Origin of the sequence: Caballeronia mineralivorans PML1(12) (genome assembly GCF_001028175.1) — a bacterium.
Taxonomy (GTDB): Bacteria; Pseudomonadota; Gammaproteobacteria; order Burkholderiales; family Burkholderiaceae; genus Caballeronia; species Caballeronia mineralivorans.
Genome location: NZ_AEJF01000255.1, coordinates 1 through 23398, shown reverse-complemented (window position 1 = coordinate 23398; position 23398 = coordinate 1). Strand labels below are relative to the sequence as shown.

Here is a 23398-nt window from a genome sequence, read left to right as displayed (position 1 = left end):
CGCGAAGGCTGCGGAAGCCAAGGGTACGCTGCACAAGCCGGCACGTCCGGAAGGCTCGGCTCCGGCACGTCCGGCGGTCGCCAAGAAGCCGGCTGCGGGTGCACCGGCGGCGACCACGCCGTCGTTGGGACCGGACAAGAAGAAGGCCGGCGGCAAGAGCAGCTGGCAAGACGATGCAGCCAAGCGTCGCGGTATCAAGACGCGTGGCGACACCAGCGGCGGTGTAGACCGCGGCTGGCGCGGCGGCCCGAAGGGCCGTGGCAAACATCAGGATCAGACCAACTTCCAGGCGCCGACGGAACCGGTGGTGCGGGAAGTGCACGTGCCGGAAACGGTATCGGTGGCGGATCTCGCGCACAAGATGTCGGTGAAGGCTTCGGAAGTCATCAAGGTGATGATGAAGCTGGGCCAGATGGTCACGATCAACCAGGTGCTGGACCAGGAAACGGCGATGATCGTCGTCGAAGAACTGGGTCACAGCGCGGTTGCCGCCAAGCTGGACGATCCGGAAGCCATGCTGGTCGAAGGCGAAACGACGGAAGAAGTGGGCGAACGCCTGCCGCGTCCGCCGGTGGTTACCGTCATGGGTCACGTCGACCACGGCAAGACCTCGCTGCTCGATTACATTCGCCGCGCGAAGGTGGCTTCTGGCGAAGCGGGCGGGATTACGCAGCACATTGGCGCCTATCACGTGGAAACGCCTCGCGGCGTGATCACGTTCCTGGACACACCGGGTCACGAGGCCTTCACGGCCATGCGTGCTCGCGGCGCGAAGGCGACGGACATCGTGATCCTTGTGGTCGCGGCGGACGACGGCGTGATGCCGCAAACGAAGGAAGCCATCGCTCACGCGAAGGCGGGCGGCGTGCCTATCGTCGTGGCGATCAACAAGATCGACAAGCCGGATGCGAATGCGGAACGCGTGAAGCAGGAACTCGTGGCTGAGGGCGTCGTGCCGGAAGAATACGGTGGCGATTCGCCGTTCGTCGAAGTGTCGGCGAAGACCGGTCTGGGTATCGAAAGCCTGCTGGAAAACGTCTCGCTGCAAGCTGAAGTGATGGAGCTGAAGGCACCGATCGAAGCACCGGCCAAGGGTCTTGTGATCGAAGCGAAGCTCGACAAGGGTAAGGGTCCGGTTGCGACCATCCTGGTGCAGTCGGGTACGCTGAATCGCGGCGACATCGTGCTGGCGGGTACGGCTTTTGGCCGCGTTCGGGCCATGCTCGACGAAACCGGCAAGCCGATCAAGTCGGCGGGTCCGTCGATTCCGGTCGAGATCCAGGGTCTGTCGGAAGTGCCGGGCGCAGGCGAAGAAGTCATGGTCCTGCCGGACGAACGCAAGGCGCGCGAAATCGCCTTGTTCCGTCAAGGCAAGTTCCGCGACGTCAAGCTGGCCAAGCAGCAAGCCGCCAAGCTCGAAAACATGCTCGAGTCCATGACAGAGGGCAACGTGCAGAACCTGCCGTTGATCGTCAAGGCCGACGTGCAAGGTTCGCAGGAAGCGCTGGTGCAGTCGCTGCAGAAGCTCTCGACCGCCGAAGTCCGCGTGCAGATCGTGCACAGCGCGGTCGGCGCGATCAGCGAGTCGGACGTCAACCTGGCAACGGCGTCGAAGGCAGTCATCATCGGCTTTAACACACGTGCCGATGCTCAGGCGCGCAAGGTGGCGGAGTCGAACGGTATCGACATTCGCTACTACAACATCATCTATGACGCTGTAGATGAAGTGAAAGCGGCCATGTCGGGCATGCTGGCGCCGGAGAAGCGCGAAGTGGTCACGGGTATGGTGGAAGTGCGCCAGATCATCCGTGTGCCGAAGATTGGCGCGATCGCGGGTTGTATGGTCACCGACGGCTTCGTCAAGCGCAATTCGATGGTGCGCGTGCTGCGCAACAACGTGGTCGTTCACACGGGCGAAATCGATTCGCTCAAGCGCTTCAAGGACGACGTGAAGGAAGTGCGTCAGGGCTTCGAGTGCGGTATGTCGCTGAAGAATTACAACGACATGGTGGAAGGCGATCAGTTCGAGATCTTCGAAGTGACCGAAGTCGCACGTACGCTATAAAAGATTCACCGCTGGACTCGAGGGCGGAGTGGGCTTCACGCCCGCTCCGCCCTTTTTATTTGCTGGGCGAACGCTCGTGCGAAGCCGGCATCCGGCGGCATACAAATTTACGGAAACATCATGGCCAAGAAACGTACTTCCCCTAATCGCAACGTGCAGATCGCGGATCAGATCCAGCGCGATCTTTCCGAACTGGTGCGCGATGTCAAAGATCCACGTATCGGCATGGTGACGATGCAAAGCGTCGAACTGACGCCCGACTACGCGCACGCGAAGGTGTATTTCACGACGCTGACCGGCGATCCGAAGGAAACGGAAGCCGGGCTGAATCACGCAGCGGGGCATTTGCATAACCTGCTGTTCAAACGCCTGCATATCCACACCGTACCGACGCTGCATTTCCACTACGACCAGACGGTCGTGCGTGCAGTGGAAATGTCGAAGCTGATCGATGAAGCGAATTCGACGCGCGCGAAGGACGACGAAGAAGAAGACAAAGGAGACAAAAAAGACGACGAGAAGGGTGCCTGATCGATGAACGGTTCTGCTCGTCCGAAGATTCCGCGTCGTTTGCTCGATGGCGTGTTGCTGCTAGACAAACCGCTCGGTCTTTCCAGTAATGACGCGCTGATTCGCGCTAAAAGAATTTATCTGGCGAAGAAGGCCGGGCATACGGGCACGCTCGATCCGCTCGCGACCGGTTTGCTGCCGCTGTGCTTCGGCGAAGCGACGAAGTTTTCGCAGGATTTGCTCGAGGCCGACAAGACTTACGAAGCAACGATGCGCCTGGGTGTGCGCACGACAACCGGCGACGCCGAAGGCGAAGCGCTGCAAACGCGCGAGGTCACTTGCGACGAAGCCGCGATCCATGCAGCCATGGCCCATTTCCGCGGTGAGATTGCGCAAGTCCCGCCGATGTATTCAGCACTCAAGCGCGACGGCAAACCGTTGTACGAATACGCGCGTGCCGGACAGACGGTCGAGCGAGAAGCCCGCCACGTGAGCATTCATGCGCTTGAGATGATAGCGTGTGCGTTGCCTGACGTGACGTTTCGCGTGACGTGCAGCAAAGGGACGTACGTGCGAACGCTTGCCGAGGATATTGGCGAGAAGCTGGGGTGTGGCGCACATCTGGTCGCGCTGCGGCGCACGGGCGTGGGCGCGTTGACACTCGAACACGCGATCACGCTCGAGACGCTTGCAGACGCTACGCAAGCCGAGCGTGACAGCTGGCTGCAACCAGTGGATGCGTTGCTGACGACGTTTCCGGCCGTTCATCTCGATGCCGATGCCACGCGCCGTTTCGCGCAAGGCCAGCGCTTGAAGTTATCGGAGATTGCCGATGCGCCGGCGCAAGCGGTGCGCGTGCGTGTCTATGCCATCGATGACCAGCGTTTGCTCGGCGTAGCACGAGCGGGCGAGGGCGTGTTGGCGCCGGAGCGGCTGGTGGTATTGACGGCTTGAAGATCCGCCTTGCCAAGGAAAAACGCCACGGAAGCAAATTCCGTGGCGTTTTTCATTAGCGATTCAAACAAGCTTCAATGCGCCGCCGAAGCCGCGGCCGCCGAATCTCCGCCGCCGGATCTCTCGGGCTTCGTGATCCAGATGAGCGCGATCAGCGCGACGAATATTCCCGCCGATATATAGAACAGATCGTTCACGCCCAACTGCGCGGCCTGCTGGGTTGCCATGCTATTGAAGAGTCCGTAACCCTGCGGCTGGTTAAAACCGGCCGCACCGAACTGCTGCATGGAAGCATTGAAGTTCGGGTTATACAAATTGGCCTGTTCCACCAGTTGCGCGTGATGAAAATTCGACCGACGGTCCCACGCAGTCGAAAAAATCGATGTCCCGATACCGCCGCACATGATCCGCACGAAGTTCGACAACCCCGATGCCGCCGGAATCCGGCTTCCCGGCAACCCGGACAGCGTGATGGACACGAGCGGGATGAAAAATCCAGCCATGCCGATGCCCTGAATCAAGGTGGGCATCATCAGCGAGAAGGTATCGACGCCTGTGGTATAGCGCGAGCGCATCCAGAACACGAGCGCGAACACGAGGAAGGCGGCGGTTGCGATCTTGCGTGGATCGGTGCGTGGCAGGAACTTGCCGACCACCGGCGAGAGCAGCACCGCGAACAAGCCGACGGGCGCGAGCACCAGACCGGCATCGGTAGCGGTATAGCCGATATCCGTTTGCAACCATAGCGGCAGCAGTACGAGATTACCGAAGTACAGCCCATAGCCGATGGCGAGCGCGATCGTCCCACCCGTGAAATTGCGCAGCTTGAAGAGTGACAGGTCGACGACCGGATGTTCCTCGGTGAGCTCCCACACAATGAAGAATGCCAGCGCGATCACCGCAATCAACGTCAACACGACAATGGTGGTCGAGTTGAACCAGTCCAGATCCTTGCCCTTGTCGAGCATGATCTGCAGCGAGCCGACCCAGATCACAAGCAGGCTTAAGCCGACCGTATCGATAGGCGCTTTGCGAATCGCCGAATCGCGCTCGCGGAAGATCGCGAACGTGGCGATCGCCGCTACGATACCCACCGGAATATTGACGTAGAAAATCCACGGCCACGAGATGTTGTCGGAGATCCAACCGCCGAGAATCGGGCCGGCGACCGGTGCGATGAGGGTGGTCATCGACCACATGGAGAGCGCCATTGGCGCCTTCGCTCTGGGGTAACTCGCGAGCAGCAAGGTCTGCGAGAGCGGGATCATCGGCCCGGCGACCGCGCCTTGCAACACGCGCGCGGCGAGCAGGAAGGGTAAGGTGGGCGCAAGTCCGCACAGCCACGAGGCGAGCACGAACAACACGATGGAGGTCATGAACAGACGCACCTGGCCGAAGCGCTGCGTGAGCCAGCCGGTCAGCGGCACCGAGATTGCGTTGGCAACCGCGAACGACGTAATCACCCACGTGCCCTGATCCGATGACACCCCGAGGTCGCCGGAGATCGACGGAATGGACACGTTGGCAATCGACGTATCGAGCACGTTCATGAACACCGCGAGCGAAACCGCGATCGTTCCGATCACGAGTTTCGCGCCCTCTAGCGGCGGATGAACGGCGTTTGCTTGAGACATATGACGAACCCGATAGAACTTGAAAAACGCTTACATCAGCTTGGCTAAATCTTGCTTCGACGCAGGCTGCACGTTTTCCTTCGATGTCTTCTGCGAGCCGCCCGTGCCCGGACCCGAGCTGCCTTCGTTCGCCTCGATAATGCGGGCGATCTCGGCATCGGCCTGATCGCCGTACTTGGCGAACACGTCGGTCTGATACACCGTGTTCGGCGCCGCGGCGAGCTGGCCGCCGTTCTCGTCCTTGATCGACACGTCCGCGTTCATCGACAAACCGATGCGCAGCGGATGTTTCTCCAGTTCCTGCGGGTCGAGCCCGATCCGCACGGGCAGCCGCTGCACGACCTTGATCCAGTTGCCGGTGGCGTTTTGCGCCGGCAGCAGCGAGAACGCCGAGCCCGTGCCTGCCGAGAAGCCGATCACCTTGCCGTGGAACACGACGTTTGAACCGTAGACGTCCGCGGTCAATTCGACCGGCTGGCCGATGCGCATATGGGTGAGCTGCACTTCCTTGAAGTTCGCGTCGACCCACACGCTGTTTAGCGGCACGATCGCCATCAGCGGATTACCCGGCGAGACACGCTGGCCGACCTGCACCGAACGCTTGGCGACATAACCCGTCACCGGCGCCGGCATGGTGTTGCGCGCGTAGTTGATGTACGAATCGCGGACCCTCGCGGCGGCGGCGAGCACGTTCGGATGGCTCGCGATGGTCGTATTCGCGGTGAGCGAACGGTTCGACTGAAGCTCTTGTTGCGAGGCGTTTAACGACGCTTGTGCGGCACGCACGGCATCGCGGGCGTGGGAGATTTCTTCGCCCGAGACCGCGCCCGTTTGCGCCACCGTCATGCGGCGGCGCAAATCGTCTTGGGCACGCGAGAGATCCGACTGGCGCAGCGCGACTTGCGCCGCGAACTGGTTGTCGTTGACGAACAGCGTGCGGACCTGGCGCACCGTTTGCGCGAGATTCGCTTCGGCCTGATCGAGCGCGACCTTGGAGTCGGCGGGATCGAGCACGACGAGCGGGTCTCCCATTTTCACGGTTTGCGTGTCGTCGGCATTCACCGAGATCACCGTGCCGACCACTTGCGGCGTGATTTGCACGATGTTGCCGTTCACGTAAGCGTCATCCGTGCTTTCGTGGAAACGCGCGATCAGGAAGTAATACAGCCCGTAAGCGATAGCCGCGATGATCACGACCAGCACGATCAGGCTCATCAGCACCCGGCGCTTGGGGTTGTTGGTTTTAGCTGCCTGCGCGGCTGCGGCGTTTTGTTGTGGGTCGCTCATGAATGGCTCCGTATTCTCTGTCTTGGGTTGCTGCTAGTCGATTCAGTTGGCTAGCTTGGGCGCGGCCGATGCGGTCTGCGACGGTGCGCTCTTCGATGTCTGTGCGTCGATGGCCAGGTTCATGTCGGCGGCGTCGAACCCTCCGCCCAGCGCCTTGATGAGACCGAGTTGCAGGTCGCGGCGCTTCATGCGCAGATTCGTCACGGTCTGCTCGTTCGCCAGCCGGTTCTGATCGGCGGTGAGCACCTGCAATTGCTGCGACAAACCGGCCTTGTAGCGGATCACGGCAAGCTGATAGGCCTTCGTCGAAGCATCGAGGGCGCGGGCGGCATCGCTGGTTTGCTGATCCACTGAACGGATCGATGCAATCTGCGTTGCCACGTCGTTCAGTGCACTGATCAAGGTCTGGTTGTAGTTCGCCACGTCCAGGTCGAAGTCCGCGTAACGGCCTTTCAGCTGCGCGCGCAACGCACCGGCATCGAAGATCGGCAAATGCACGGCCGGTCCCGCGGTGAACTGACGGCTGCCCGCGGTGAGAAAGCGGCCCCAGCCGAATGCGTCGAAACCTGCGGCAGCCGATAAATTGATGTCAGGGAAAAACTCGGCTTTCGCTTCCTTGATGTTCGACGTTGCCGCTTCTACTTGCCAGCGGGCCGCGACGATATCCGGGCGGCGCGAGACCAGATCCGCGGGCACGTTGTCCGGCAGCGTGACCTCGATCTTTGTATTCAGCACCGGCGTTGCGATCTTCAGGCCACGATCCGGGCCTTGACCAAGTAGTGCGCCAAGCTGATAACGCGTGGTCGTGATCTGGCCGTCGAGTTCGGACAGGTTCGTCTGGCTCGTCGCGATATTGCCTTCGGCGGTGCGGCTTTCCACGTTGGTGTCGAGCCCCGCGAGCACACGACCGTTCGTGATGCGTCCGATGTCCACCCGGTTCGCGATCTCGCGCTGGGCAACGTCGCGCAGCGCGTAGAGCAGGGCGAGCTGGTTGTAGGTCTGCGCAACGGACGCGGCCAGCGTGATGCGCGCTTGCTGCATGTCGGCCTCGGCGGCCTTTTGCTGCGACACTGCTTGATTCAGCCGTGCGCGATTCTTGCCCCACAGGTCGAGATCCCACGACGCGCTCACGAGCGCATTGTTTTCGCTATACCAGGTTCCGCCGTAAGGAGGCGGGTAGAGCGCGTTGCCAGAAAACAGTTCGCGCGACCATGAATACGAGCCGTTCACCTTCGGATAAAGAGCGGAGCGCGACGACTCGATATACGACGACGCCTTCGCAATCCGCGCTTGCGCCTGGGCAATCGACGGACTGCCGGCCAGCGCTTCGTCGATCAGTTGTGGCAATTGCGGATCGCCGAACTGCTTGGCCCAGTCGAGCGACGGCCACTGGCCGCCTTGCGACGGCACGCTTTGCGTCGCTTGCAGAGCGTCGTTTTGCGGCTGGGCGATTTGCTTGTCGCTTTTGATACCGGCGTAGTTCGCACAACCTGCAAGGGCGAACGCCGCCACGGCAGCGGCCAGGACGCTTCGCGCAGCGATGGGCGCGGGCGCAGACGAATAAAAGAGTTTCATCGCTCGGCTCTTTGATATTGGATGTAAAGATGGACGCTGCAACTAATTTCTTTCATTTTTATTTCAACGGTGTACACGCAACGGGGTGCGCCGTTGTTCTCCGGGCATTGATTCGAAGCGCGCGGCGTGACATCAATAAGAGGATTTAGAGGCAGATTTATCCTGCATTCCCAGCAGCGCTGCGCATGCCGGGTCGCCTGAGTTGAGCAGAATTCGACGCAGCATGCTTTTTAGGAAGCCTACTTCTTCAGGCGTAAAACCGCTGAGCAGCTTGTCCAGTACCTTCGTAAAAATAGCTGGAATCTGCCCGGCGAGCACGTGGCCTTCGTCGGTCAGCGCCAGCCGGACGACTCGGCGGTCTTCCTCGCTACGCAGGCGTGTTATGAGTCCGCGCTTTTCCAGGCGGTCGATCAGGCGGGTAACGGCGCTGGCGTCGATCCCGTATTCGCGGGCGAGATCGGCGGCGGCAAGAGCCCGGCCGCTCGCCAGCATGAACATGATGCTGGCCTGCGTACTGGTAATGCCGAGGTCGGTCATGGTGTGTTGCGTGACCAGGTTCCACAAGGTCGAGCGCACGCGGCTAAGCAGATAACCGACGCTTTCGCTGAGTTCGTAGTTTGAAATTTCAGGAACCGGCCGAGGGGTGTCGCTCATGGATACTCGTGCGCTTGCAATAATTGACTATGCAACATTATAGAATCGCATCGTTGACCCGGCAAGTACTTTAAGAGTCCTCTTAATTCGCTGTGTACTTACGTCGGTGTTGTTATTTTGGGATTGGCACAAGACCCGCTGAGCCGTGAAGGCAGGCATTGACGGCGTTTTTCGGCTGTCTTGAAATGGAAAAGCGCTTCCGGGTTATGTCCTATTGCACGATGGGGAGGAAGTGGACACGTCGGCGTGTTACACTCTCGGGTTCCCATTGCGCCGAGTGCGGGGGGCGTGGACGTTTCCTTTTGAGCTGATTCCACGGCCTGCTGCTTGCACCCACGGCGCTCAACTGTATGTACAAGCTCCTCAGCCTCCTATGACTCGCGCCCTCCGCAATATCGCCATCATCGCCCACGTCGACCACGGCAAGACTACGCTCGTCGACCAATTGCTCCGCCAGACGGCCACGTTCCGAGAGAACCAGCAGGTGGTCGAGCGCGTGATGGATTCGAACGACATCGAAAAGGAACGTGGCATTACGATCCTTTCGAAGAACTGCGCGGTCGAGTACGAAGGCACGCACATCAACATCGTCGACACCCCCGGACACGCCGATTTCGGCGGTGAAGTGGAGCGTGTGCTGTCGATGGTGGACTCCGTGTTGCTGCTGGTGGACGCCGTTGAAGGTCCGATGCCGCAAACGCGCTTCGTGACGAAGAAGGCGCTCGCGCTGGGACTCAAGCCTATTGTGGTGATCAACAAGGTTGACCGGCCGGGCGCGCGGATCGACTGGGTGATCAACCAGACTTTCGACCTGTTCGACAAGCTGGGCGCCACCGAAGAACAACTCGATTTCCCGATCGTCTACGCCTCGGGCCTGAACGGTTATGCCGGCTTGACGCAGGACGTGCGCTCAGGCGACATGCGTCCGCTGTTCGACGCCGTGCTGGAACACGTTCCGGTTCGCCCGGCTGATCCGGAAGCGCCGTTGCAGTTGCAGATCACGTCGCTCGATTTTTCGTCGTACGTCGGCCGTATCGGCATTGGCCGCATCACACGCGGGCGCATCAAGCCGGGCATGGCTGTCGCCGTGCGTTCGGGTCCTGACGGCGCGGTCCTGAACCGCAAGATCAACCAGGTTCTGTCGTTCAAGGGCCTGGAGCGCGTGCAGGTCGAAGAGGCCGAAGCCGGCGACATCGTACTGATCAACGGTATCGAGGAAATTGGCATTGGCGTGACCATTTGCGCCGTGGACACCCCGGAAGCACTGCCCATGATCACCGTGGACGAACCCACGCTGACTATGAACTTCCTGGTGAACTCGTCGCCGCTGGCTGGCCGCGAAGGCAAGTTCGTCACGAGCCGTCAGATCCGCGACCGCCTGTTCAAGGAACTGAACCACAACGTGGCGTTGCGCGTGAATGAAACCGGCGACGAAACCACGTTCGAAGTGATGGGCCGCGGCGAACTGCACCTGACCATTCTTGTAGAAAACATGCGTCGTGAAGGCTACGAACTCGCCGTGTCGCGTCCGCGTGTGGTGATGACCGAAGTCGACGGCGTGAAGCACGAGCCGTACGAAAACCTGACCGTCGACATGGAAGATGCAAACCAGGGTGGCGTGATGGAAGAGCTGGGCCGCCGCAAGGGCGAAATGCTCGACATGGCCTCGGACGGCCGCGGCCGTACGCGTCTTGAGTATCGTATTTCGGCGCGTGGCCTGATCGGCTTCCAGTCGGAATTCCTGACGCTCACGCGCGGCACGGGTTTGATGAGCCACACGTTTGATTCGTATCAGCCGGTGAAGGAAGGCGGTGTGGGCGAGCGTCGCAATGGCGTGCTGATTTCGCAGGACGACGGCGCAGCTGTCGCCTACGCGCTGTGGAAGCTGCAGGATCGCGGCCGCATGTTCGTGTCGCCGGGCGACGCGCTGTACGAAGGCATGATCATCGGCATTCACAGCCGTGACAACGACCTGGTCGTCAACCCGATCAAGGGCAAGCAGTTGACCAACGTGCGTTCGTCGGGAACGGACGAAGCGGTGCGCCTCGTACCGCCCATCCAGATGTCGCTGGAATACGCGGTTGAATTCATCGACGACGACGAACTGGTCGAAGTCACCCCGCAATCCATCCGTCTGCGCAAGCGTTACCTGAAGGAACACGAGCGCCGCAGCGCCAGCCGCAAGGGCGCAGTGGACTAAATTCACGCGAGTCCGCGTATCGGAAAAGCCGCCTTTGGGCGGCTTTTTTATTGCGCCGGCGCCTGCGGATTTCATGCGTCCCTTATTCGCGAAAGGTCCTCGAAAGCCCGCTGGATAAGCATCCCGGCTGCGACCATCCGCGCGTCGACCTATTGATCTGTGCTATGCTAGAGAAAGTATTGCCAGTTTTAGGTCAGTTTTAGGTCCTTCCAAGCAGACTTGATTCGCGCAATCCGCTAAACGGTCAGGCCGTGTTGCGGAAGGTTGAGTAACCCGCTATTTCTCGAGAAACTCGAAGAAAGGTGAGCGTAAAAATGATGAAGAATTCCCAGCTGAACTCTTATTTGTTCGGCGGTAATGCCCCGTATGTTGAAGAACAGTACGAGGCATATCTCGATAATCCCGCGTCAGTGCCCGAGACCTGGCGTACCTATTTCGATGCGTTGCAGAACGTGCCTGCATCGGATGGGACGAATCACAACGACGTGGCCCACGGCCCGATCGTCGAATCGTTTGCGCAACGCGCGAAATCGAACGGCTTCGTGCCGCGCGAGAGCACTGGTGATCTGGCGACCGCTCGCAAGCAGGTCTATGTCCAGTCGCTGATTGGCGCCTACCGTTTTCTCGGCTCGCAATGGGCCAATCTCGATCCGCTGAAGCGCCGCGAGCGCCCGGCCATTCCTGAGCTCGAACCCGCGTTCTACGACTTCACTGAAGCCGACATGGATCAGATGTTCCATGCACAGAACCTGTATTTCGGCTTCGAGCAGGCGTCGCTGCGTGAGATCGTGAAGGCATTGCGTGACACGTACTGCGGCACGATCGGCGCCGAGTTCATGTACATCAGCGATCCGGAACAGAAACGCTGGTGGAAAGAGAAGCTCGAATCGATTCGCTCCACCCCGAATTTCTCCCCCGACAAGAAAAAGCACGTTCTTCAGCGCCTGACGGCAGCCGAAGGGCTCGAGCGTTTCTTGCATACGAAATATGTTGGCCAGAAGCGCTTTTCGCTGGAAGGCGGCGAGAGCTTCATCGCGTCGATGGACGAAGTCGTGCGCCACGCGGGCGCGGCCGGCGTGCAGGAAATCATCATCGGCATGGCTCACCGCGGACGCCTGAACGTGCTGGTGAACACGCTGGGCAAGATGCCGGCTGACCTGTTCGCCGAATTCGAAGGCAAGCACGTCGATGACCTGCCCGCCGGTGACGTGAAGTATCACAAGGGTTTCTCCTCGGACGTGTCGACCGACGGCGGCCCGGTGCACTTGTCGCTCGCGTTCAACCCGTCGCACCTCGAAATCGTGAACCCGGTGGTTGAAGGCTCGGCGAAGGCGCGGATGGATCGTCGCGGCGACGTCGACGGCCTGCAAGTGCTGCCGGTCCAGATTCACGGCGACGCGGCGTTTGCCGGTCAGGGCGTGGTCATGGAAACGCTGAACCTCGCGCAAACGCGTGGTTACGGCACGCACGGCACGCTGCATATCGTCATCAACAACCAGATCGGCTTCACGACATCCGACCCGCGCGATGCGCGTTCGACGCTGTATTGCTCGGACGTGGCGAAGATGATCGAAGCGCCGGTGCTGCACGTGAACGGTGACGATCCGGAAGCGGTCGTGCTGTGCACGCAGTTGGCTATCGATTACCGCATGCAGTTCCACAAGGACGTAGTTGTCGACATCATCTGTTTCCGCAAGTTGGGTCACAACGAGCAGGACACGCCCGCGGTCACGCAGCCGCTGATGTACAAGACGATTGCGAAACATCCGGGTACGCGCGCGCTGTACGCTGAAAAGCTGGTGCAGCAAGGCGTGATCACGGCAGAAGACGCTGACGGTTACGTGAAGGCCTATCGCCAGGCCATGGACGACGGTCATCACACGGTCGATCCGGTGCTCTCGAACTACAAGAGCAAGTACGCGGTGGACTGGGTGCCGTTCCTGAACCGCAAGTGGACCGACGCCGCCGATACGGCCGTCCCGCTCGCAGAACTGAAGCGCCTCGCCGACCGCATCACCACGGTTCCCGATAACTTCAAGGTGCATCCGCTGGTTGAGCGCGTGATCAACGATCGTCGCGCAATGGGCCGCGGCGAAGCGAAGCTCGACTGGGGCATGGGCGAGCATCTCGCTTACGCCTCGCTCGTGGCGTCGGGTTATGCCGTGCGTCTCACGGGCCAGGACTCGGGCCGTGGCACGTTCACGCACCGTCACGCCGTGCTGCACGATCAGAACCGCGAACGCTGGAACGACGGCACGTACATTCCGCTGCAGAACATCGCTGAAGGTCAGGCGAAGTTCACCGTGATCGACTCGGTGTTGTCGGAAGAAGCAGTGCTCGGTTTCGAGTACGGCTATTCGACGGCGGAGCCGAACACGCTGGTCGCGTGGGAAGCGCAATTCGGTGATTTCGTGAACGGCGCGCAAGTCGTGATCGACCAGTTTATTTCGTCGGGCGAAGTGAAGTGGGGCCGTGTTTCCGGTCTCACCATGCTCCTGCCGCACGGTTATGAAGGCCAAGGTCCGGAGCACTCGTCGGCACGTATCGAACGCTTCCTGCAATTGTGCGCGGATCACAACATGCAAGTGGTCCAGCCGACCACGCCCGCGCAGATTTTCCATCTGTTGCGCCGTCAGATGATCCGCTTGTTCAGGAAGCCGCTGATCGTCGCTACGCCGAAGTCGCTGCTGCGTCACAAAGAAGCTGTGTCGGATCTGTCGGAGCTGGCGAAGGGTTCATTCCAGCCGATCATCGGCGAAGTGGATGGCACGGTCGAACCGAAGAAGGTCAAGCGCGTGATCGTGTGCTCGGGTCGCGTGTATTACGACCTCGTGGCGCATCGTCGCGAAGCGAAGGCGAACGACGTCGCGATCATCCGTATCGAGCAGTTGTATCCGTTCGCCCACAAGCAATTCGACGCGGAAATCAAGAAATACGAAAACGCGAACGAAGTGGTCTGGGTACAGGACGAGCCGCAGAACCAGGGTGCCTGGTTCTACGTCGAGCACCACCTGCGCGAAGGCATGCGTGAAGGACAGAAGCTCGCTTACAGCGGCCGTCCGGCATCCGCATCCCCGGCAGTTGGCTATTACGCGAAGCACTACGAGCAGCTGAAGGCGCTGATCGAAGGCGCGTTTGGCCGGCTGAAGGGCGCGCAGACAATCTCGAAGTAAGCGGTTGTGACCGGGGAGTGCCGCTTTTGGCGGCTCCCCGGTTTTTCACGCGCTGTCCTGTGATTCGAGTTTCGATTTTGAACGTGGAATGCAGAAGCAGCGCTTGCTTTTCGGTTGAAGCGCGCAGCGTTCACACGGCTCGGGCTTAACGAAATTCATAACGAATTGACGACGACGAATTGACGACGATTCACGTCGTACCCAGATACATTCAGGAAAAAACATAATGTCTATTGTAGAAGTTAAGGTTCCCCAGCTCTCCGAATCAGTGTCGGAAGGCACCATGCTCTCGTGGAAGAAGAAGCCGGGCGAAGCAGTTGCTATCGACGAAATCCTCATCGAAATTGAAACGGACAAGGTCGTGCTGGAAGTGCCGGCACCCGCTGCAGGCGTGCTCGCGCAAGTGATCAAGCATGACGGCGATGTGGTCGGCGCGGAAGAAGTGATCGCGATGATCGATACGGAAGCGAAGGCTGGCCAAGCACCGGCCGCAGCCGCTGCCGGCGCCGCCGAAGTGAAGCCGGCACCGGCTGCGCAAGTTCAACAGGAAGCTGCACCGGCAACGGCCGTTGCTTCGAACACGGCCGCTTCGCCTGCCGCTGCGAAGATCCTGGCCGAGAAGAGCGTCTCGAGCGACCAGGTTTCGGGCTCGGGCCGCGATGGCCGCATCACGAAGGGCGACGCACTGGCCGCTACGCAAGGCGCGCCGGCGGTGTCCGCTTCCGTCTCCGCGCCTGCAGCCAAAGCTGCAGCTCCTGCCAAGGCTGCCAAGCCGTCCCTGCCGGACGTGAAGGCGCCGGGTGCTGACCAGTGGCTCAAGGATCGTCCGGAGCAGCGCGTGCCGATGTCGCGTCTGCGCGCTCGTATTGCTGAGCGTCTGCTCGAGTCGCAGCAAACCAACGCCATCCTGACCACGTTCAACGAAGTGAACATGGCGCCGGTGATGGATCTGCGCAATAAGTACAAGGACAAGTTCGAGAAGGAACATGGCGTGAAGCTCGGCTTCATGTCGTTCTTCGTGAAGGCCGCTGTGCACGCGCTGAAGAAGTATCCGCTGGTGAACGCGTCTATCGACGGTAACGACATCGTCTATCACGGTTACTTCGATATCGGTATTGCCGTCGGTTCGCCGCGTGGTCTCGTGGTGCCGATCGTTCGCAATGCGGATCAACTGAGCCTGGCCGACATCGAGAAGAAGATTGCGGAATACGGCGTGAAAGCGCGCGACGGCAAGCTGTCGATTGAAGAAATGACCGGCGGCACGTTCTCGATCTCGAACGGCGGTGTGTTCGGTTCTATGTTGTCCACGCCGATTATCAACCCGCCGCAGTCCGCAATCCTGGGCGTGCACGCAACGAAGGAACGCGCTGTGGTCGAGAACGGCCAGATCGTGATTCGTCCGATGAACTATCTGGCGCTGTCTTACGACCACCGGATCATCGACGGCCGCGAAGCCGTGTTGTCGCTCGTCGCGATGAAGGATGCGCTGGAAGATCCGGCCCGCCTGCTGCTGGACCTGTAAGCCTTTAAGCGTTAGGCCTTTAAATCAAGCGGTAAAACCTTATTTGGAACTCATGGCGCGTTCGATAGGCTCGCACGCGCCATGTATCCAACAAGAGAAGGATAGTCATGTCCAAAGAATTTGATGTCGTCGTGATCGGTGCAGGCCCTGGCGGTTACATCGCGGCGATTCGCGCAGCGCAACTCGGCAAGTCGGTTGCGTGTATTGAAAACTGGAAGAACCCGGCCGGTAATCTGAAGCTCGGCGGCACGTGTCTGAACGTGGGCTGTATTCCGTCGAAGGCGTTGCTGGCTTCGTCGGAAGAATTTGAAAACGTTTTGCACCATCTGGGCGATCACGGCATCAACGTAGGTGATGTGAAGCTCGATCTCTCGAAGATGCTTGCCCGCAAGGAAGGCATTGTCGAGAAGATGACGAAGGGCATCGAGTTCCTGTTCCGCAAGAACAAGATCACGTGGCTGAAGGGTCATGGCAAGTTCACCGGCAAGACGGATGCCGGCGTGCAGATCGAAGTCAGCGGCGAAGCAGAAACTGAAACGGTGACGGCGAAAAACGTGATCATCGCGACCGGATCGAAGGCACGTCATCTGCCGGGCATTCCGGTCGACAACAGACTCGTTGCGGACAATGAAGGCGCGCTGTCGTTCGACGCCGTGCCGAAGAAGCTCGCCGTGATCGGCGCGGGCGTGATCGGTCTGGAACTGGGTTCGGTGTGGCGTCGCCTGGGTGCAGACGTGACGGTGCTCGAAGCGTTGCCCGCGTTCCTCGGCGCATGCGACGAGTCGCTCGCGAAGGAAGCGGCGAAGCAGTTCAAGAAGCAGGGTCTGGACATTCATCTCGGCGTGAAGATCGGCGAAGTGAAGACGACGGATTCGAGCGTTTCGGTGGCTTACACGGACAAGGACGGCAACGCGCAGACGCTCGACGCTGACCGCCTGATCGTGTCGATCGGACGCGTGCCGAATACGGATAACCTCGGTCTGGAAGCCATCGGCCTGAAGACGGACGAACGCGGTTTTGTTCCCGTCGACGACCATTGCGCGACGAGCGTGGCGAACGTGTACGCAATCGGCGACGTGGTGCGTGGCCCGATGCTCGCGCACAAGGCGGAAGACGAAGGCGTGCTGGTGGCCGAGATCATCGATGGCCAGAAGCCGCATATCGACTACAACTGCATTCCTTGGGTGATCTACACCGAACCGGAAATTGCGTGGGTCGGCAAGACGGAGCAGCAGCTCAAGGCTGAAGGCCGCGAGATCAAGACTGGCCAGTTCCCGATGATGGCGAACGGCCGCGCGCTGGGCATTGGCAAGGCGGACGGCTTCGTGAAGATGATCGCCGACGCGAAGACCGACGAACTGCTCGGCTGCCACATCATCGCGGCGAACGCGTCGGATCTGATCGCCGAAGCCGTGGTGGCGATGGAGTTCAAGGCAGCATCGGAAGATATCGGCCGGATCTGCCATCCGCACCCGTCGTTGTCGGAAGTGATGCGCGAAGCCGCGCTCGCCGTCGACAAACGCGCGCTCAATATGTGAACGTAGCACCACGCAGCATCGTTTGAGCGGCAGAACGAAGGCGGGCGGGAGTTTTCCCGCTCGCCTTTGTTTTATCCACGGTCTTTAGCCTCTTTAGCCCATCTCCAGGGCGGTCAAGCCCTCGCACCATGAACGTCACCGAATACTACGAACACGAACTGCAGACGCGGGGTTATCAGTCGGATGCCGCACAACTCGCGGCGGTGGAACGTTTGCAGCGCTGCTACGACGAATGGGTCGCTTATAAGGCACGTCGCTCGAATGCATTCAAGAAGCTGATCGTGCACCCCGAGTTGCCGCGAGGCATCTACATGTGGGGCGGTGTAGGCCGGGGCAAGAGCTTCCTGATGGACAGCTTCTTCGCGGTGGTGCCGGTGCAGCGCAAGACGCGTTTGCATTTCCACGAGTTCATGCGCGAGGTGCATCGCGAGCTGGAGGAGTTGAAGGGCACGGCTGATCCACTCGATGAGCTCGCGCGGCGCATCGCGAAGCGCTACCGGTTGATCTGTTTCGACGAGTTTCACGTCTCCGATATCGCCGACGCGATGATTCTTTATCGCCTGCTCGACCGGTTGTTTGGGGCGGGTGTGCAATTCGTGATGACGTCCAACTACGACCCTGACCTGTTGTATCCGGATGGTTTGCATCGGGACCGGCTGCTGCCCGCTATTGAGCTGATCAAGTCGAAACTTGATGTGATCAATGTCGACGCCGGTACGGATTATCGCAAGCGGACACTTTCTCAAGTGACCGCATACCACACGCCCTTGGGCGCCGCCGCCGACAAGGCCCTGCGTGCCGACTTCGCGAAGCTCGCCGCGGTGCCGGACGAAAGCCCGATCCTGCGCATTGAGAAGCGCGAGCTGAAGGCGTTGCGCAAAGCCGATGGCGTGGTCTGGTTCGACTTCGCTACGCTCTGCGGCGGTCCGCGTTCGCAGAACGATTACCTTGAACTGGCGAGCCGCTTTCACGCGGTGATTCTCTCCGAGGTACCGAAGATGTCGCCGCGCAATGCATCGGAGGCGCGCCGCTTTACGTGGCTGATCGACGTGTTCTACGACCACAAGGTGAAGCTGCTGATGTCGGCGGCGGTTCCTGCTGAAGAGCTGTACGTGGAAGGTCCGATGGCCAATGAATTCACGCGCACGGTATCGCGGATCACGGAGATGCAGTCGAAGGAATATCTGGAGTCGGAGCGTCGGCTGGTAGATACATCGCTGACCTGACGAGAGCGCTGGCCGATTGGGCGAGTTGACAATGCGAGACTCATAATTTCGATGTGAGCTTACTATTGTCAGGCGCTGAGCCGTATTTCAAGATTCGGACATGTCTGATACCGGCGTGTCCTGATACCGGGGTGTCGGGCGGACCGGTATCTTCTAATCACTTACCTGTGATTGGAGAAAATCATGAAGCCTTAACGCGATATGTCCGACGAAGAATGGCAAATGGTGGTGCCGTTGCTGCCTGAGCTGCGTCCCCGTTCCGAGTTGCGCGGACGGCCCGCTTGCCAACACCCGTGCCGTGGCTCAACGGCGTGCTCTGGGTGATGTACAGCGGTGCTTCATGGTCGACCTTGCCGCGCAAATATCCCTCGTATCAGACGTGTCACGAGCGCTTTAAGGCATGAGATGAATCCGGCGTGCTGGCGCGTGTGATGCAGCAATTGTTCGGTTTGACGAGTGAAGGTTTGTACGCGTTGATGAGCTCGCGCATGCGGGTGCCAACCGAGTTGCCGGAGGGTTGTGGCGAACATGCCGGACATGCCGGACATGCCGGACATGCGATAGGCATCGATCCCACGCGTTCTACCAGCGTGAGGGGCGATGCACGAACAGTGCTCGTGCCGCTGGTTCCGCTTACTCCGGTCGCGCCGGTCGAACACGTGAACGATGGCGCGCGTCACGCGGCGTAATACCTGGGCGCAAGATAGTCCGCGCACAAAAACCCCGGCTGAAGACTTCAAGTCTGCAGCCGGGTTTTGTTTTGCATCACAGCTTCGTTCGAGAGCAACGAAGCCGGGACCCTTACTGCTGTCGGATCCAGGTTTGCGAGCGTCCGAGCAGCGACACGCCGATATACCCGCGCACCACGAGTTTCTGTCCGCCGTCGTCGAGATGCATCTTGCACTTGTAGATCTTGCCGTTCTCGGGATCGAGGATCTGGCCGCCTTCCCATCCGTCGCCATCGGCTTTCATGCCGTTGATGATCGTCATGCCTTTCATTGGCTGATCCTTGCGTGCATCGGTGCAGGCGGTGCAGCGGCGGTTCGGATCGTCGTTGTTGCCGAGACCGGTGAGGATCTTGCCGCTGAGCGTGCCGTCGGGGTCCTGGACGATCTGCACGACGGCCTTGGGCTGACCGGTCTTGTCGTCGATGGTTTGCCAGAGTCCTGTGGGCGATGAAGCTTGCGCCATTGTTGTCGCTGCGCAGGCGAGCAGTGCGCCGGCAAGCAGGATGCGTCCGAAATGTCGATGTATATGGTGGGTGAGACCCGTCATGCTTCCTCCTTGAGGTAAAACGTCTCTTGATGTTATATCGTGGTTTTTGTTCTTGCCGGGCCGACGGGTTTAACCGCCTTGGGCATCGGCTCGTCGCTCGCTGCACAGAATACGTCAAAGCGTCGAGCGCGTTTTATAGGACTTCCTCTAGAAGGGGGCGTTCGCGCTCCAGGTGGCGCGAGCGGAACCAACGCTTCCTTTAATTGAACTGGTATGAAAATGTCGCGTTCACGCGCGGGCTGCGCGAGCTATTCCCTTCGACCGGTGCATCGCCGACAGGTTTCGCCAGCGATAAATCCAGACTGTAGTACTTAGCATCGGAAATCCGAAAGCCTACGCCTATCGATGCGAGCCGGGTAGGTTTAGCGCCGCCATGAAGGTAGGTGTGGGCGGTATCGACGGACACGTACGGTGTGAACGTCTTCAAGAACGCAAGGCCGATCGCAAACGGCCGGTTGATTTCCGCCGATGCGGCCCAGCCCGAATCGCCCGATACTTCTCCCGGCTGATAACCGAGCGCGAAGCGTTGTCCGCCAAACGCGATCTGCTCTGACGTCGGCAGCGAGTCCGCGCTGTATTGGCCGGTCGCGGCTATCGTCGTGCCGATCTTGAACGGCCATTCGTTGCTCTGCGAGACGCTCGCGCCGGTGCGCACGAAGGTGAGCGATGCAGGATTCGTCGTGACAACGCCGGGAATGTTGGTGTCCGCCGACTTCGATGCCCCAAGCACATTAAACGCCTTCGCCACGTTCGCGCTGGCACGCCGCACGGTTCCCGTATCGACGCCGGTGTAGTCGAGTTGCAACGTCGTCACACGGACCTGCGAACGCTGGCCAAGTTGCGCGCCCGTGATGGTGTTCTTGAAGCGGTCTTCGTCGTGCGAAGCGTACGCGCCCACCGTGCCGATCAGGCTGCGCGTGTTGCTCAATACGAACGGATACGACGCGGACAGGCCTGCTTTGTCGTTGATCACCGTGCGCTCGACGTACGAGGGCAGGCCGGGATTATCGACAGGATGTCCATAGTAATGCGAAGCATCAACCTTGGCGGTGAAACCGTCGGTGCCGATCGGCAACGCGCCGTTGACCGCGAAATAGGTTTGGTCGTTGCGGCCTTTGGGCAATAATGCCGAGGCACCCAGTGTCTCGCCCTCGCCAAGCATGCCGTTTTCCGTCGCGCTCACAATGCCTTGCACGCCTGGATGATTCAGGTCGATACCCGTCGCGAAATTGAATGGCTTGCGCTCGACATCGAGATCGAGTGTGGTCGCGCCGTCAGTGGTCTGCGGCGGCGCGACGGTCGCCGCGATCTTCACGCCAGGAGTGAGGCCAAGCACGTTGACGTAACGTTCGAAGGTGTCTTGCCGTAACGGCCGGTCGGCGCGAATCCGGTCGGCGACGGCACGGATGCGCTTTTCAGCAGCACCGGGATCGCCCTTGAGCTTGATCTCCGCTACATAACCTTCCACCACCGTGATGCGCACCACGCCGTTTTCGAAGGTCTGCGCGGGCACGAAGGCGAAGGAGAGCGCATAACCGCGTTCCTTGTAGAGCGCGGTCACGCTGTTCGCCGTCTCCATCAATTCGCCGATAGTGACATCCTTGCCCACGAGCGGCGTGAAACGTTGCGCGACTTCATCGAAGGGAATGGCTTTTACGCCTTCCACCTCGATCTTTTGCGGCGTCAAATGACGCGCAAGCAACTCTTGAATGTGCGGGGTCTGCGGCTGGATATCAACGGTAACGGCCGGCGGTTTTTGCGGCGCGTTCACTTGCGGCAATGCGTCGAGTGGATTGCCCGCCACTGCCGGCCGCGCGACCTGCCCGCTGGTCTGCGCTTCGGCGGCATGCGCCGCCACCGCCGCGAGCAGCAGCGTCCATTTCCATTCCTTGATATTCACGGTACGGCCCTCGTTGGCTTTTTTCGTGCGAACTGCGGAGCAGGCCGTGTCCGGGATGACCCGAGGTCCTGCTGCGTTCGTCATCGTTTGATGCTGATGCTTCTTCTATTTCTTACCTGTGTATTACGGCTCTTTGCGGCCCTAACCTTTGCTTTTACTCCAATTTATTCGCTTCTATTCCCGTTTGTTACAGCGTTTTTTGTTGGTTGTGCTTGCTGCGTTCCCGTGTCGGGAGTTTGTCCATATCGCAGTGATGTCTGGCCGGATGTGAAACCGGCGCCGCGAGCGGCGCCGGGAAAGACGAGGTGTTACTGGACACTGATAGGAATCGTTGAGGGGTTCGTGGACCCAACCCTCCTCGTCGCGAGGACATAACGAAAGGGAGCTTCAAACCGTGAACCGGAACCTGGGGCGGTTCGGCTCACGGACCCGACAGCCTCGAGTCATCGCACCAGGCAATCGCCTCGAGGCGGCTTCTTATCACTTGTTATGCGCACCGAGCAGGCCACCCAGCAACGTTGTGACGCCGCCCAGCGGGTTGCCCGGCGAGCTGCTGCCTGCGCCGTTTCCGGTGGTGCTCGACAGACCTACTCCGACGCCTACGCCAGAGGTGGTTGTCGTTGCGCTAGTCGACTGCGATTTCGTCGTCGTGGTCCCCGCGCCTACGGCTGCACCCACACCCAGCGCGCCGGTAACCGAGGTGAGCAGCCCTGCCACCGCACCCACCGGGTTCGCCGCACTCGCACCCGCGCCCGCGCCGGATGTTGCGCCGGTCAGGGCGGCTGTGGCACCGCCCACTACGCCAGCCACAGGCGTCACCACGCCGGTGGCGATGGTGCCCACTGTGTTCGTCAAGCCGCCAAGCAGGCCTGTGACCGGCGTGACAGGACCGGGGCCCGGTGTTTTGCCCGCGCCGCCCACAGCGCTCGTCAAGCCATTGACAAGACCTGCGACCGGAGCGAGCGGGCCACCCGCACTGCCCGTGCCGCCCACGCCACCGGTCAGGCCAGAGAGAATGCCGTTGATCGGCGAGAGAGGGTTCGTGCCCGGTGTGCCGTTCATAAGACCACCGGCCGACGCGAGCGTGGTTGCCGTAGCGGACACGACGCCGCCCAGACCCGTCGCAAGAGGATTGTTACCCGTCGATGCCAGCGTGTGACCGCCCGAGTCCAGCACGTTGCCAAGCGTGGTGAGCAGGTTATTGACCGGTGCGCCAAGGCCTGTTGCAGAGCCGACGGTCTGCGTCAGCGATCCAGCCAGCGCCGTGATCGGCGTGATCGCCGTGCTGAGCTGTTGTGTGATCTGGCTGACCGCGCCTGTTGAGAGCGTCGTGCCGAGGGCACCGCCAGTTTGCGTGACGGCATCGCCGAGCGTGCTTACCACCTTGCCCAAAGGTGTCGTCACGGGTGCGAGCGGGGAGAGCGGACCGGTGCCGACGCTCGTCACGAGATCGCCGGCACTGCTGACAGCAGCACCTGCTTGCTGCACCACGTTACCGGTGCTGGCGAGCGTCGTGCCCACCGGGTTGGCGCTCGAACCAATCTGGCCGAGGCCTTGCGAGACGCCGTTGCCAAGTGCATCCACGGCGCCGCCGAGATGCGAGACGACACCACCTGCTGCCTGTGTCGTGCTGGCGCTGACGCCGGGAATCGTTGCGTTGCCAACGACCGTGCCTACGTCCGTCACCGCATCGCCCACTGCCGATACAACGTTGCCGGCTCCACCGGCTACGGCTGCAACCGGGGTCGTGACGGGCGTGCCGCCGCCTGTTCCACCACCCGTACCGCCACCTGTTCCACCGCCCGTGCCGCCACCCGTGCCGCCACCCGTGCTACCGCCGCTGCCGCTGCCGATAACCGTCCCTCCGCCCGATCCGCCACCGCCC

The 23398-nt window shown here is 60.6% G+C and carries 17 protein-coding genes; 10 read left to right on the top strand and 7 right to left on the bottom strand.

Annotated elements, in window-relative coordinates; translation table 11 throughout:
- The 3 genes from infB to truB all read left to right on the top strand — a co-directional run.
- A partial coding sequence (gene infB, locus EOS_RS41440) for a translation initiation factor IF-2 (protein ID WP_047898049.1) occupies positions 1 to 2065 on the top strand: 2065 nt, incomplete at its 5' end.
- A gap of 120 nt (positions 2066 to 2185) precedes the next feature.
- A complete protein-coding gene (gene rbfA, locus EOS_RS41435) occupies positions 2186 to 2596 on the top strand; it encodes a 30S ribosome-binding factor RbfA (RefSeq protein ID WP_047898048.1) in 411 nt (136 codons plus the stop codon).
- 3 nt (positions 2597 to 2599) lie between these two features.
- Positions 2600 to 3529: a tRNA pseudouridine(55) synthase TruB gene (gene truB, locus EOS_RS41430; protein WP_047898047.1), complete on the top strand. Its 930-nt coding sequence runs from the start codon at positions 2600 to 2602 to the stop codon at positions 3527 to 3529.
- Positions 3530 to 3603: 74 nt separating this feature from the next.
- On the opposite strand, the gene EOS_RS41425 is transcribed toward truB, so the two are convergent.
- From EOS_RS41425 to EOS_RS41410, 4 genes are all read right to left on the bottom strand, one after another.
- The gene (locus tag EOS_RS41425; RefSeq protein ID WP_047898046.1) at positions 3604 to 5163 is read right to left on the bottom strand and encodes a DHA2 family efflux MFS transporter permease subunit; all 1560 of its coding nucleotides are present in this window, start codon (positions 5161 to 5163) and stop codon (positions 3604 to 3606) included.
- A 30-nt stretch (positions 5164 to 5193) separates the two neighbouring features.
- On the bottom strand, positions 5194 to 6450 hold the full coding sequence (locus EOS_RS41420) for an HlyD family secretion protein (protein ID WP_047898045.1): 1257 nt from the start codon (positions 6448 to 6450) through the stop codon (positions 5194 to 5196).
- A gap of 42 nt (positions 6451 to 6492) precedes the next feature.
- Positions 6493 to 8025, bottom strand: coding sequence for an efflux transporter outer membrane subunit (locus tag EOS_RS41415; protein WP_047898044.1), 1533 nt, complete (start codon positions 8023 to 8025; stop codon positions 6493 to 6495).
- Positions 8026 to 8157: 132 nt separating this feature from the next.
- Entirely contained in the window at positions 8158 to 8679 is a 522-nt protein-coding gene (locus tag EOS_RS41410) for a MarR family winged helix-turn-helix transcriptional regulator (RefSeq protein WP_047898043.1), read from the bottom strand.
- 373 nt (positions 8680 to 9052) lie between these two features.
- Between EOS_RS41410 and typA the strand changes: the two genes are divergently transcribed.
- From typA to EOS_RS46810, 7 genes are all read left to right on the top strand, one after another.
- A complete protein-coding gene (gene typA / locus EOS_RS41405; RefSeq protein WP_047898042.1) occupies positions 9053 to 10879 on the top strand; it encodes a translational GTPase TypA in 1827 nt (608 codons plus the stop codon).
- 314 nt (positions 10880 to 11193) lie between these two features.
- Positions 11194 to 14052, top strand: coding sequence for a 2-oxoglutarate dehydrogenase E1 component (locus EOS_RS41400; RefSeq protein ID WP_047898041.1), 2859 nt, complete (start codon positions 11194 to 11196; stop codon positions 14050 to 14052).
- Between the two features lie 226 nt (positions 14053 to 14278).
- On the top strand, positions 14279 to 15574 hold the full coding sequence (odhB, locus tag EOS_RS41395) for a 2-oxoglutarate dehydrogenase complex dihydrolipoyllysine-residue succinyltransferase (protein WP_047898040.1): 1296 nt from the start codon (positions 14279 to 14281) through the stop codon (positions 15572 to 15574).
- A gap of 107 nt (positions 15575 to 15681) precedes the next feature.
- The gene (gene lpdA, locus EOS_RS41390) at positions 15682 to 17112 is read left to right on the top strand and encodes a dihydrolipoyl dehydrogenase (RefSeq protein ID WP_047898039.1); all 1431 of its coding nucleotides are present in this window, start codon (positions 15682 to 15684) and stop codon (positions 17110 to 17112) included.
- 128 nt (positions 17113 to 17240) lie between these two features.
- Positions 17241 to 18338: a cell division protein ZapE gene (zapE, locus tag EOS_RS41385; protein ID WP_047898038.1), complete on the top strand. Its 1098-nt coding sequence runs from the start codon at positions 17241 to 17243 to the stop codon at positions 18336 to 18338.
- 293 nt (positions 18339 to 18631) lie between these two features.
- Positions 18632 to 18742, top strand: a complete 111-nt coding sequence (locus EOS_RS49490) for a transposase (protein ID WP_407639228.1) — start codon at positions 18632 to 18634, stop codon at positions 18740 to 18742.
- 27 nt (positions 18743 to 18769) lie between these two features.
- Entirely contained in the window at positions 18770 to 19027 is a 258-nt protein-coding gene (locus tag EOS_RS46810) for a hypothetical protein (protein ID WP_152693271.1), read from the top strand.
- Between the two features lie 112 nt (positions 19028 to 19139).
- Here the strand turns inward: EOS_RS46810 and EOS_RS41375 are convergent, their stop codons facing one another.
- The 3 genes from EOS_RS41375 to EOS_RS48875 form a co-directional block, all read right to left on the bottom strand.
- Positions 19140 to 19613: a DUF2147 domain-containing protein gene (locus EOS_RS41375; protein WP_047898036.1), complete on the bottom strand. Its 474-nt coding sequence runs from the start codon at positions 19611 to 19613 to the stop codon at positions 19140 to 19142.
- 199 nt (positions 19614 to 19812) lie between these two features.
- Entirely contained in the window at positions 19813 to 21513 is a 1701-nt protein-coding gene (locus tag EOS_RS41370) for a ShlB/FhaC/HecB family hemolysin secretion/activation protein (RefSeq protein ID WP_047898035.1), read from the bottom strand.
- Positions 21514 to 21993: 480 nt separating this feature from the next.
- Positions 21994 to 23398, bottom strand: a 1405-nt coding sequence (locus EOS_RS48875) for a collagen-like triple helix repeat-containing protein (protein ID WP_047898034.1), incomplete at its 5' end; no start/stop codon positions are given.

Coding starts and splice junctions, on each gene's coding strand:
- rbfA (WP_047898048.1), top strand. CDS start 2,186: ATGGCCAAGAAACGTACTTCCCCTAATCGCAACGTGCAGATCGCGGAT.
- truB (WP_047898047.1), top strand. CDS start 2,600: ATGAACGGTTCTGCTCGTCCGAAGATTCCGCGTCGTTTGCTCGATGGC.
- EOS_RS41425 (WP_047898046.1), bottom strand. CDS start 5,163: ATGTCTCAAGCAAACGCCGTTCATCCGCCGCTAGAGGGCGCGAAACTC.
- EOS_RS41420 (WP_047898045.1), bottom strand. CDS start 6,450: ATGAGCGACCCACAACAAAACGCCGCAGCCGCGCAGGCAGCTAAAACC.
- EOS_RS41415 (WP_047898044.1), bottom strand. CDS start 8,025: ATGAAACTCTTTTATTCGTCTGCGCCCGCGCCCATCGCTGCGCGAAGC.
- EOS_RS41410 (WP_047898043.1), bottom strand. CDS start 8,679: ATGAGCGACACCCCTCGGCCGGTTCCTGAAATTTCAAACTACGAACTC.
- typA (WP_047898042.1), top strand. CDS start 9,053: ATGACTCGCGCCCTCCGCAATATCGCCATCATCGCCCACGTCGACCAC.
- EOS_RS41400 (WP_047898041.1), top strand. CDS start 11,194: ATGATGAAGAATTCCCAGCTGAACTCTTATTTGTTCGGCGGTAATGCC.
- odhB (WP_047898040.1), top strand. CDS start 14,279: ATGTCTATTGTAGAAGTTAAGGTTCCCCAGCTCTCCGAATCAGTGTCG.
- lpdA (WP_047898039.1), top strand. CDS start 15,682: ATGTCCAAAGAATTTGATGTCGTCGTGATCGGTGCAGGCCCTGGCGGT.
- zapE (WP_047898038.1), top strand. CDS start 17,241: ATGAACGTCACCGAATACTACGAACACGAACTGCAGACGCGGGGTTAT.
- EOS_RS46810 (WP_152693271.1), top strand. CDS start 18,770: ATGCAGCAATTGTTCGGTTTGACGAGTGAAGGTTTGTACGCGTTGATG.
- EOS_RS41375 (WP_047898036.1), bottom strand. CDS start 19,613: ATGACGGGTCTCACCCACCATATACATCGACATTTCGGACGCATCCTG.